This is a genomic window from Lysinibacillus sp. FSL L8-0126, from assembly GCF_038630385.1.
Lineage (GTDB): Bacteria > Bacillota > Bacilli > Bacillales_A > Planococcaceae > Lysinibacillus > Lysinibacillus fusiformis_D.
The window spans coordinates 2,186,992-2,199,127 of the sequence record NZ_CP152028.1 but is presented as its reverse complement, the minus strand read 5'-3'; the positions used below and the strand labels follow the sequence as shown (position 1 = coordinate 2,199,127).

The following is a 12,136-nucleotide window of genomic DNA, read 5'->3' as shown; positions in this document are numbered from 1 at the left end:
ATGACTATTCCCTCTCTAGTGCTCTCTAGCAGTTTAGTAGTTCTATCCAATATTGGCTTTCATAGAAAAAAAGCATCTTATTGGGTAAGATGCCTTTGCTAACGATTATTTAGATGTTTTTGATAAAAGCTTGATAACCTGGGAATCCCTGAATAACGTAAGCAACACGAGCAGGCTGTTGTTGTGTCACTTTCTCTTTCTGGGGCTTCGCTGATGATTGTTGCTTGACAATTTCCTCAAATGACAAAGGATTTGCCTTAGGTAATTCTGATGAAGAAATCTGTAAAGCATCACTACCACTATAAGCCTGTAAAAATGAGTTAGCCATTTGACGATAGCCTTCAGCATTCGGGTGGACGTCAGCACTATTTGGTAAATAGCTTGTTCCATTCAATCCAAAGGCATCATAGACATCTACATAAACTGCTCTTGCATGCTCTGCCTGTTGCTGTAAAATCGCATTTAATTTAACTAGCTGTGCATTGGTTCCTTCTTTTTGTGACGGATGGACAGTTGGATAGGCAAAATAATAGCCCATGACATATACCTTTGCTTTTGGTGCACGTTCTACTAACTCATCTAAAATCGTTGTCATATTTTTTCTCGCCAAGTTTAAAGCGTAATCTGTCTGCAACTGTGAAAAAGCTAAAGTTCCAGCACTTGGGTTCACCTGAACAAGACGCAATAAATCATTGGCACCTGCTGACACCGTAATCAGTGTGGCGTTTGCTAATAAATGTTGCGCTTCCTCCGATTGAATTCGGTCTAACACATTCGCTGTTGTAAAGCCTGGAAAAGCAAGCTCTTTTGTATAAAACGATAATTGTCCAATCGAACTTAATTTCATGGCAATTAAATCACTATACCCTACATCAATTTCTTGATAAGGTGTTTGACCTGCAGCTAATGAATCTCCAATCGCCACGTAGCTTTCCGTTTGAGCAAAAGCAGATGAAGTCCAATATGTCATGGATAATATCGTCACACCGATTAAGCTCCATAATCGTCTCATCTGCTCTCCTCCTTTTCTTTCTGACTAAAGATTAAAAAGCCCAGCTACCCTTACGGAAAATAGGCTCTACCGTACCATCTGGTAAAATACCATCAATGTCCATTTCTCCGCTGCCAATCATAAAATCTTCATGTGTCACAGAAATATTAGCTCCTAATGCTTCAAGCTGACCATTTTCTAAGTCTCTACCACCTTCTAAGCAAGTCGGATATGCTTCACCAATAGCTAAATGGTTTGAAGCATTTTCATCGAATAATGTATTGAAATATAAAATCTCTGACGCTGAAATAGGTGATTCGTGAGGGACAAGTGCTACTTCACCTAAATAGCTTGAGCCTTCATCCACTTGAATTAGTTCTTGTAATAAATCATGACCAACTTCAGCCTCTGCCTTAATAATTTTGCCCTCTTCAAATGTTAATTTAAAGCCATCAATCATATTGCCTTGATAAACTAATGGCTTTGAATTACTGACATAACCGTTTACACCTTGCTTCATTGGAAGGGTATACACTTCTTCAGTTGGCATATTGGCAACAAAGACATTATCCTCTGGCGTTTTACTGCCACCCGTAACCCATTTATGTTGTGGTGCTAAAGCAATTGTTAAATCTGTACCCGGTGCTGTATAGTGAAGCTTTGCATACTTTTTATTATTTAGAAGCTGTGCACGCGATTCTAAATTGGCTATATGCTGACGCCAATTGTCCACTGCATTACCTTCCCCAATATGCACTGTTTTAAAGATTGCCTCCCATAAGGCAGGTACTTGCTGCTCTTCTGTTAAATGGGGGAATACCTTTGCTGCCCATTTAGGTGAAGGGACCGCAACAATGGACCAAGCAATTAAATCCTTCATGACGGCATTACGATAATTTTTCAATGCTGCACCAGATACTTTTTGGTGGGTTGCTAATCTGTCTGCTGGAATGCCTGTCAAATTATCAGGATCTGCTGCATCAATCCATAATAGAGCCCCTTTACGTTCAATAAGCTCATCACGCATTTTTACGACCCATTCAGGGAAGCGACTAAACTCCTCGTCAGAAGCATATTCAAAATAGGCACGATCCATTTCGTCATCTGAAAAATTCACATGTACACGTCCTGCGCCAGCCTTATAAGCCTCTTTAACAACTAAACGAACAAAATCCAAAGCATCTACCGATGTATTGACTAATAGGTACTGACCTGGTTGGATGTTGACACCCACTTTTACCGCAAGCTCTGCATATGCCTGTAATTTTTCTTCAAACGTCATATTAATTCCCTCGCTTTTGTCCAATTGTTTTAGAATTACCTTCCATCAGCTTGCCATCATGCCATATTTTTTGCACAGGCTTGCCTGGTACTTCCCTTGTCCACTTTTTATACGTTTTTTCATCATGATACGATAATAACGTTAATACTTCACCATCTGCGCCCGCACGACCTGTACGACCTGAACGATGTAAATACTGCTCAATTGTTCGTGGTACATCAACATGAATAACATGTGTTAAACCAGCAATATCTAAACCACGAGCCGCAATATCTGTGGCAATTAAAATACGGGCATCTCCTTTACGGAATGCATCTAACGCTTTTTTTCGTTCTTCTTTTTTCATGTCGGAATGAAGAGTGACAATTGGTGCTGAGCGGTACTGCAGTTTTGTTTCCTTCATTAATAATTGATCGATATTATTGACAAAAGCTAGTGCTCTTAAGCCTTCTGTATGTGAGAGTCGACGTAGGAAATCTGTTTTATCACGTTCTTCTACTTTCACAAAAGAATGTACTACTTTACCGACCTTTAACATATCCTCAGGTTTAATTTTAAAACGTAAAGGTTCAAACATCATACGACTTGCTACTAATTCAATTTCCTCCGTTATCGTAGCCGAAACAACAACGACTTGTCGGCCAAAAGCCGAGCCTTCGATAAAGGATTTGACGACAACACGGTATTCACGACTCAGTAATTGATCGCACTCATCTAAAATAACCGTTTCAATTTCTTTTAGTTTTAATTTCCCTGCCCGTGCTAATTCATTTAAACGACCAGGTGTGCCAACGACAATCGTTGGTTTTTTCTTTAGCTTTTCAATTTGACGAGCAGAATTGGCACCACCAATCAGTTGTTGAACTGTAATATCTGTGCCTGCCGTCCATTCACGGATAACTTCTACAATCTGCATCGCAAGCTCTTGTGAAGGAGCTACAATCAGTCCTTGTGTTTGCTTTTTTGCCCCATTCACTTTATTCAATAATGGTAAAACATACGCTAATGTTTTACCTGATCCTGTTGGCGATTCCGCTACAATATCTTTGCCTTCAAGCATAGCTGGTATCATTTCATCTTGAATTTTCATGGGTGTTTCAAAATTCCATTTTGCTTGTATTTCTTCTTTTAATAAATTAATGACTGACATGTTATTTCCCACCTTCTATCTACTTGACACTAGTTTAACACACTCCGCCGTTTCCTACTTTATATGTACGAAGCTATTGTCCAATCGTTTCAGGAAACCATTGATTCCTTCCATAAAAAATCTGCCTAACCCAACACGGAAAAAAGTAAGCTTGACCACAACTCTTTAAAGACTTGTAGCTTACCCGTGAAAAGCAAGCAGATCCTTTTCAATTTATTTAACGACTAATCGACTAGCTCATAGCCACAAGCCAAAATGGCACATTCAGCTAAAACGATTAATGAATCAATATAAATTTCATTTAATTTCAAATCCCTATTAACAATAGATAGCTCTGTACAGCCTAAGACAATGCGGTCACAATTTAATGCTAGCATCGCCTCTTCTATTGGTTGCCAATCCTCCAACGTAACATCCTTGCCAGCCTTGACATAATCATAAATGATGGTCATCACATAGGCTCTCATCTCATTATCTGGAACAACTGGTGTAATGCCATATTCCTCTAAGGCTTCCTGGTACATACGTGATGTTAATGTTCCTGTTGTTGCCAAAATTCCAACACGCTCTGCTCCTAAATCAGCAGCACGCTTCGCCGTTTCACGAATCATATTCAATACAGGAATGGGAGAGCCCTCATCAATTTCATGATAGAACGTATGGGCTGTATTGCATGGGATTGCAATCATATTTGCCCCTACAGAAGCTAACTTTTTAGCATCCTCAATGATGACTGGAACTGGATTATCCTTTTTATTATCTAAAATAAAAGCCGTACGGTCAGGAATATTTGTATCATTATCAATGATCGTATGCAAATGCTCCTGATCCTTTTGTGCCTTCGTACGTCTTACAATCATTTCTCCAATAAACATTGTTGCAAGTGGCCCTACGCCACCGATAATACCTAAAGTTTGTTTTTTCATATATTTGACAGACCTTTGTTATTAAAATATTTCTTATATTTGCGATAAAAGCTTAAATTATCAAGCGTAACGTTCAACCAACGTTTCGCATTCATATCCTTATAACTAAAAATAGAATCTGTAGCCATCCCTTGGCGAATCAAACTTTTCGCTTCAATGACTAACTGTTCATTTTGTACATATTTGAAAAGTACACCATTTGGTACAATGGTCCAAAGATGCTTGTTTTGCACGTATGTTAGCGACTGTTTACTACCTCGAACATAATCATCCGCCACATACTGCATGAAGTTATAGCCACTGGCTGTCACATAATAATTGGAAAGTTCATTATGTAATTCAATACTCAACAATTTATATTGACCATCACGATCATCATATTTCATATCAAATGTAGCATAGCCTTGGAATTGTATGGCTTCAAGGAACGTCTTTACATTGTCCATTAATTCCTGATGATAGGTTGTCATGATGGCTACATAACGACCAATCCCTTCTGGAGAATGCTCTTCTAAAATGGGATTACCCACCGCAAGAAGTTTTGCCTTGCCATCCTGCCCTATATAGGCATTAACAACAAGCATATTCGCATCTTCCCCTGGAATATATTGTTGAATCATAAGATCATCTCGATAGGCCGATTCCTTATAAATAGCATGGAATATACTGTCCTTTTCATCCTTATCATACGCAATATATACTTTTTTCTTACCAGGAAAAATACATGTAGCATATTTTGTCATATTCATGGGCTTTATGACAATTGGATACTCAAATGGCATGTCGTAGTCCTCGTAATCATTCACCGTGCAGACATGCATGGCAGGAAATTGAAAACCATATTGTGCACAAAGCTCATACATCTTTTCACGAGTTAATAACTGCTGAGCAAGTGTGGCATCTACATAAGGAATAATGAAATCCTCTGCTAATTCCGCTTTATGTTCTATTATTTTTTTGACATAAAATTCATCACAGGCTAGTAGCAGTAATTTTTTATCAACGAATTCCTGCGCAATAGCCTGAAGTGCCGTAACAAATCGTTCGTCTATATGAAGTCTCGGTACCTCACGAAAAGTCAGTAAATCACTTTGATGAATTTTTTCCATATTCGTATGGTTTAATGCAAGTGGCTTCACACCATAGGCTTCGTAAAATGCTCTGGCCATGCCATAAGCATTCATCTCATCCCCAAGTAAAACCGGTAAAAAAGCGTGCTCAATGGCCATTCTACTCAACTCACTTCTGCTTTTTTATTAGTGTAACATACTAAAGATTTATGGCTAATTTATTTATGAATAGCTACGGCTTGCTGATCTAATTCCCGATAACTTTTGAAAAATTGATCGACATTGTATGTAACATAACCTTTTAATGGATCCATTACTACTACTTTATCCCCTAAATGCCCTGTCAAGACAACTGCATGTAAGTTCATATAGGCTTCATGTGATGTTGTCTCACCTTCAAAAATCCAGCCTCTATTTGCATTTCGTTTAGGTGACGATAAATCAAGCGTCACCCATGTTACAACAGGAACCCCCTCGCGAACAAGCTGTAAAATCTCGTCCTGTGAGGCCTTACTCATATTTGACACGCGTAAATCAGCTTGTTTATCTGCAATGACTGCCTCTGCCGCCTTAACAATGGGTTCAGCAAAAACATACATACCATGAGCTTTATCACGCGGATTCCCTGCAAAAGCCTCATGTGGATTTGGCCCAAAACGTTGGTTGTTTACAGTACGTATATTTTGCTTTGGTAAATAGTTATCAGCCATTTCAAGCTTTGAAACATTCATTCCAAAATAATTTAAGACAGCTGTGAGTGATGTTATTTCACAGCCATGTGGAAGCTCTGGCTTTTGCATGACAACAGGTACATCTAATTCTTGCTCGTCTCTAGAGAAGTGTGTTTGCAATCGATAGTATGGCTTCGTTGTATCATACGTAAAATTCTCGATTGTTGTATATCCATCGTTTGTTGTACTATTTTCCAGTGTTGTTGCAGCAATGGTATATTCTCGCCCTGCCTTGAGCTTCGCGAATACGGCTTCTCCCTCTTCTGAACCAATCGCTTCCTCTACTACATCACCTGTTTGTACATCTGTTACTGTGACATAGAGATTGGGGATAGGTGCCCCGCTATTAAATTCTACCGTTAAAACAGTTAATGGATTTTTTTGTTCTGCTTCTTGCTGTGAAAATGGCTGACAGCTCGAAAGTAACATAATAATCAAAATGCCTATAAGTAAAAGGCGTTTATACCCCGTCCACAAGACAAATTCCGCTCCTATTCTAATTGGAAGAGTAATCCCTTCGCCATTCTATTTATTCAATTTGTCGTAGACTCTATTATACGATACTTTTATAATCGTTCCTATTTTATCTTATTTCAGGACATAATTTTTTGTATGGAAAGCGAAGCGGCAGGTACACAGAAACTTGCGAGTAAGCTTGAAAAAACTGGCTAACAATTATGCCTATGCATCGTGGATAGTACTTAAATCGTCGTCACTTTAGGTCGTAATGTATGCTTTAACACCTTACCTGAAGCATTGCGCGGCAGTTCTACTAAAAATGCAATTTCATACGGTACTTTATATTTGGCAAGTCTTGTTTGGCAGTAAGATAATATTGCCTTTTCATCGAGTGACTGCCCTTCCTTTAATACAATAAATGCTTTTGGCACCTCTCCATATACTTCATGTGGTAATCCTATCACTGCTGCCTCTAAAATTTCTGGCATTTGATATAGCACTTCTTCCACTTCAATTGGGTAAATATTTTCCCCTCCACGGATGATCATATCTTTTTTCCGATCTACAATATATAAATAACCTTCCTCATCAAAGCGTCCTAAATCTCCTGAATAGAGCCAGCCATCTCTTATCGTTCTAGCTGTTTCCTCTGGATTGCGCAAATAACCTTTCATTACTTGTGGCCCTTTAACACAAATTTCGCCAACCTCGCCAGCTGGTACTGACTTTCCTTCACTATCAACCACGCATACCTCCGTCTGAGCTAATGGCTTCCCAACAGAGCCAATTTTCGTTAATGCATCCCTATCTAATAAAGAGGTAGCTGCAGGTGAATTTTCGGTTTGACCATAGAGATTTTGAACCTTTACATTTGAAAATGCCTCTTTCACTTGCTTTACGAGCTCATAAGGCATTGGAGCAGCCCCGTAACATAATAAACGTAAATGATGAAAGCTATGTTCCTTAAATCCAGGCGTATTTAAAATGATGGTATACATGGATGGAACACCAAAGAAAATAGTCGCTTCAGTTGCGGCAATTTGCGCTAACGTTTTTGTTGGTGAAAATGCTTCTTCGATAACAACTGTTCCTCCTTGATAGAACATTGGCATAGCAAAGACGTGCAGGCCAGCACAATGGAATAAAGGTGTACAAATAAACATCTTGTCCTTGCTAGACATTTTCATTGAAGAAGACCAAATATCGGCAGTAGCCAAGATATTTTGATGTGTTAGCATGACGCCCTTTGGTTTACCTGTTGTCCCAGAAGTATACATGACCACTGCTGTATCATGGGCCTCTAATTGTACAAGCTTTCTTTCACATCCCTCATTTTCAAAAATGTTTCTCATTTCTTTAAATCCAATCGTATGTTGGAATGTATAGGCAACATCCTCCAATGCTTCTGCTAGCCTTTCATCATAAATGAGACCCTTTGCTTGTGAATGATTAAAAATAAAATCAACCTCAGGTGCTGCTAATTTAGTGTTAATAGGCATCACAATAAAACCTGCTAGTTGGACACCTAAATAAGCGATTAAAAACAAATCTGAATTGAGCGTATATAATGCAATCACATCATCTTTTTCAAAATCCTGTTCTTGTAGGTATGCTGCAAATCTTTCTACACGTTGATAAAAATCGCGATAGCTCAACTTTTTTCCATCATACAAGGTTGCAATTGCATTCGGTTGTTGCACAGCATAGTTTTCAAGAATATCTGTCATGTACATCGTCATTATAAACCCTCCAAAAATTCATTTTTTAATGCTGGATAGTGTCTGAAACTATGAAACTACTGAAAATTCAGAAAATTATGATTATATTTTAACAAGCAATGCGTTTCATGGCAATTTTTCTACACATTCAAAATATGAAGTAGAAGTAACGAAATATTCTTAGACGTTTTACTTTTCTATCAATTTCTATTGGGTGTATGATATTTGTACGATTATTTTTAGGAAAGGCCGGATTGACATGCTTTATGCACTTTTAGGAGATTTACATTCTAATATAGAAGATACTAAAGCTGTTCTAGCTCATATTCAACAAACAGCAGAGGAAGCAAAAATCATTGGTTTAGGTGATTTATATGAATGCACCGTCAGTAAGAAAAAAGCGCAAACCTTATCTGGCTTACCTTTACAAAAGGCAGCCATAGTAGAAAGCGAATTTGAAGAATTACTAACCTTCCCCTCTATAAGAGGTAATCAAGAGGAACGCATTACGCAGGTCACTGGCATCGAACGTTTTCAGGCTTTACCTGAGACGATAGAGATAGATGGTGCGACACTAATACACGGACATCAATTTAAATGGAGTGTAAGCTGGCAGCCAACATTCCTTCCTTTTCATAAGCCACTGTTTTTCTTTGGTCATAGTCATGAATCAGGCCTTTATCATCAGCAAAAGAAACTACCCATTCGTATTCGCTATGGCCAACCAATTGCCTTACAAAATAAACAGTATGGTGTCAATGTTGGTTCTGTTGTCGACCACCGTGAATGGTGTCTTTATGATAGCACACAGCGCACCGTAACATTTATGTGTGTCCCATCTATTGATTCGTCAATAGAAATATAAAAAAAGAGCAAGCTAATCCCAGCATTAGCTTGCTCTCAAATTTTTAGTGAATATATTGTTTTTTCCCGTTCAATAAAATTTCCTTTAAGGCCTTTAGTTTTTCAATTACAATATATGATTCTTCTGTAATTTCCTTCAGATATTTTTCAGCCTCCCCTTTATTGCCTATATTATATTCTCGTACCGCCTTTTTAGCTATATCATGGACATGAATAAATGGTTGTTCTAACTCTACATAGACACGCTCTTCGCCTAGTAGCTTTTTCCCTGTACCATAATACCATTCACCAAGGCGCGACTCCTGTGGTGAGCCAACATCCTGCTCTGTCATTGTTTCAAAGCCAAGCAGTAGATTATAGATTTTCCAGCGCCATAATAAATGGTCTGTAATAGCTAATTCAATAATATCCTCCTGACTAATAATAAAATTTTTAGAAATTGTTGTTGATCGGTATCCGTCAATCATTTTACTTAACTTGTAGATAGCCGAGCCCATATCAAAAACGATGATCTTACTTTTTTGCATACTCTCAGTGATAGTATGGTTACGTTCAGAAATAGTTGTAGCAGATTGTGCTTGTACCTTTGTCGTTGTGGCAATTTCCTCAAAGCGAGCTCCTTGCTGCTGTAGACTTTTATTTATCTCTGCAAGCGTCTGTGAAATATGTAAGGTATCCGTGACGCCTTGATGTAAATCCTGTGAAAATTGAGTTGTTAGTGAACTAATATTATGCGTAATATGTAGTAGCTCCTGTATATCTGTATGTATAGATTTGACAGATGTACTTGTATCATCAGCAAGCTTTCGAACTTCCTCCGCAACAACTGCAAAGCCTTTACCCGCTTCTCCAGCACGAGCCGCCTCAATAGAAGCATTTAAAGCCAATAAATTTGTTTGATCTGCAATTCGCTTAATTAATTCCATCAGCTTCGCTACACTATTGACACGTTCCACTAAACGCTTTATATCCTCCTGCATGGATTTATGACCTTCATCGGTTGTTTGTAAAATGGATGATACTTGTTGTAACGATTCTAAATCCTGATTTAATTTTTTAAAGGCATGCTTTGTTTGGGCTGAAATATCACCAACAGATGCGGCGATTTCTTCAATACTCTCATCTAGCTCGTGCATCAATTGATCTGCTGCAACAATCTCCTGTTGCTGAATATCTTGAAATTCAATCAATTCCTTAATCGTATCTAACTGGGTATTATAAGTAATAATTTCACCTAAACCATTTACAACAGAGCCAGCCTGAATTTCAATATAGGTTTCTAAAATGATCTGTTGGTCGATCGTTACTAGACTATCATAAGACAATAGGACATCCAGCATTTTTTCTTGATCGCTTGATAGCTCTTTGACAATCAGCGGTATGATTAATTGGTTAATGAGTGTATAGGCAGAAATCATCCAGTTCGGCAGTACACCGATTCGGGCATGTACATAAGCGATTTTACGTCGTTTAAATACATAATCTAAATCTAATTCATCATCAAATAGGCTTATAAAATGTGAATCAAAAAGCCCTTTTAAACGCTCTACTGATGAATGCGTATTGATAACTTGGTTAAATTCTGGAATTTCCAATAAACGATCATAAAAATTGTCGAGTATTTGTTGGCGATTATTTTCATAGATTTTGCGTAAAAATCCAACAGATTCTCTTCTAATTCTAGATAAAGCAAGAAAATCTAGCTTTTCTTTAAAGCGTTCATTAGCCTCAATATCTGAATTTTTCGCAGCTGAGAAATAATCATAATTTTGATTTATTTTCTTCCTTTTGAACATTGTTACCACTCCTTTTGTAATAAAGTAAATAAAAATTACCAATATTTTAAAACGAATTATAGATCTTTCTTCATTGCCTTCAACTAATAAAACATATATATTTTACCAACAACACTAATACAAAAATAGATTTTCAAAAAATTCTTTACACCGTCTTATTCTTTTGTCCACTTTATTGACAATTTCTCATTTTCCCTGTTAAACACTATTTTTACACAGAAAAAACGCTAAAATCATGTCTGACTTTAGCGTTTCACATAAAGTGTTAGCATTCGCAATCACAATTTTGTAAGCTATCCAGTAACTTTTCCATAACTTCTAGTTGCTCACAAAGTGTTTGAATCATACAACGTAAAATAGGGATTAATTCTTGGCAAATACAGAATCTCAGCACATTTTGTGCCAGACGGATACCACCCTGATGATGGACAATCATTTCTCGTAGATAATTGATATTAATGCTATTCGATACTGGTGGTGCACACATTGCATTGAACATAGCTTCTGTAATTTCTTTATAAGCACACATATACTCGTATAATTCATACTCTGAATTTTGCACGACACAACATCGATTTTGTATCGCTTCAAGACTCTCAACCATTTCTGTGTGAGTTCGAATAATTTCTAATGCAAGATTTTGTACAGGGATATTCGTTGTATAGCGTAAAACGTTTTCGGACATTTGAATTGCTGCAACTTGATGAGGGATAATTTGCTTAATAAAATTTTCAGAAATACTACAAGTAATCGTTACATAGGTCATGCCCTGCATCATTTTTTTGAGGATTCGCTGATATTCCTCTAAATATGCCTTTGTTACATTACTGAGTTCAATTGGTTTAGCCATAAGACACACTCCTTTCAGAGTAATGTATGCCCGCTAGGTTGTTGTGCGATAGACAATTGTACCAATGACTCCATATTTACGCCTCATTCATCGTAATCATTATCCTTGTTCTTTCTTATATGTATCTAAGCATGTTGGACAAATACATGTCCTTTGCTCCGTTTGCACTGCATTTAATAGCTTTTCTGGAAAGTGCACCGTCATACACCAGCACTCTTTTTCACCTTTTGCTACTCCACAATGATTTTCTCCCCCACATAATGGACAGCTCTCTTCTCCAGTTGACATGTTCCTGCACC

General features: G+C 37.7%; 11 protein-coding genes. 1 reads left to right on the top strand and 10 read right to left on the bottom strand.

All coding sequences use genetic code 11. From position 1 onward, the window contains the following. Nucleotides 1–109 precede the first annotated feature (109 nt). The 7 genes from MHI34_RS10680 to MHI34_RS10650 form a co-directional block, all read right to left on the bottom strand. Nucleotides 110–1,012: a GDSL-type esterase/lipase family protein gene (locus MHI34_RS10680; RefSeq protein ID WP_342504414.1), complete on the bottom strand. Its 903-nt coding sequence runs from the start codon at nucleotides 1,010–1,012 to the stop codon at nucleotides 110–112. 31 nt (nucleotides 1,013–1,043) lie between these two features. After that, complete coding sequence (locus MHI34_RS10675; RefSeq protein WP_330493928.1) at nucleotides 1,044–2,273, bottom strand: aminopeptidase; 1,230 nt, start codon at nucleotides 2,271–2,273, stop codon at nucleotides 1,044–1,046. A gap of 1 nt (nucleotide 2,274) precedes the next feature. After that, entirely contained in the window at nucleotides 2,275–3,423 is a 1,149-nt protein-coding gene (locus MHI34_RS10670; RefSeq protein ID WP_036123358.1) for a DEAD/DEAH box helicase, read from the bottom strand. Between the two features lie 224 nt (nucleotides 3,424–3,647). Further along, nucleotides 3,648–4,349, bottom strand: coding sequence for an amino acid racemase (locus tag MHI34_RS10665; RefSeq protein ID WP_036123362.1), 702 nt, complete (start codon nucleotides 4,347–4,349; stop codon nucleotides 3,648–3,650). Then, nucleotides 4,346–5,578 carry a hypothetical protein gene (locus MHI34_RS10660; protein ID WP_058843706.1) on the bottom strand — a complete coding sequence of 411 codons (1,233 nt, stop codon included), beginning with the start codon at nucleotides 5,576–5,578 and terminating at the stop codon, nucleotides 4,346–4,348. The genes MHI34_RS10665 and MHI34_RS10660 overlap by 4 nt, the downstream gene beginning before the upstream one ends. Nucleotides 5,579–5,637: 59 nt before the next feature. Then, a complete protein-coding gene (locus MHI34_RS10655; protein WP_089934607.1) occupies nucleotides 5,638–6,627 on the bottom strand; it encodes a C39 family peptidase in 990 nt (329 codons plus the stop codon). Nucleotides 6,628–6,851: 224 nt separating this feature from the next. Continuing rightward, nucleotides 6,852–8,348, bottom strand: a complete 1,497-nt coding sequence (locus tag MHI34_RS10650; RefSeq protein WP_089934608.1) for a long-chain fatty acid--CoA ligase — start codon at nucleotides 8,346–8,348, stop codon at nucleotides 6,852–6,854. Between the two features lie 238 nt (nucleotides 8,349–8,586). On the opposite strand from MHI34_RS10650, the gene MHI34_RS10645 reads away from it, so the two are divergent. Next, on the top strand, nucleotides 8,587–9,192 hold the full coding sequence (locus MHI34_RS10645) for a metallophosphoesterase family protein (protein ID WP_058843707.1): 606 nt from the start codon (nucleotides 8,587–8,589) through the stop codon (nucleotides 9,190–9,192). A gap of 43 nt (nucleotides 9,193–9,235) precedes the next feature. Here the strand turns inward: MHI34_RS10645 and MHI34_RS10640 are convergent, their stop codons facing one another. The 3 genes from MHI34_RS10640 to MHI34_RS10630 form a co-directional block, all read right to left on the bottom strand. Continuing rightward, nucleotides 9,236–10,987: a protoglobin domain-containing protein gene (locus MHI34_RS10640; protein WP_089934610.1), complete on the bottom strand. Its 1,752-nt coding sequence runs from the start codon at nucleotides 10,985–10,987 to the stop codon at nucleotides 9,236–9,238. 265 nt (nucleotides 10,988–11,252) lie between these two features. Then, nucleotides 11,253–11,837: a DUF305 domain-containing protein gene (locus tag MHI34_RS10635; protein WP_036123376.1), complete on the bottom strand. Its 585-nt coding sequence runs from the start codon at nucleotides 11,835–11,837 to the stop codon at nucleotides 11,253–11,255. A gap of 99 nt (nucleotides 11,838–11,936) precedes the next feature. Then, complete coding sequence (locus MHI34_RS10630) at nucleotides 11,937–12,125, bottom strand: cysteine-rich CWC family protein (protein WP_089934612.1); 189 nt, start codon at nucleotides 12,123–12,125, stop codon at nucleotides 11,937–11,939. Nucleotides 12,126–12,136: the final 11 nt, after the last annotated feature.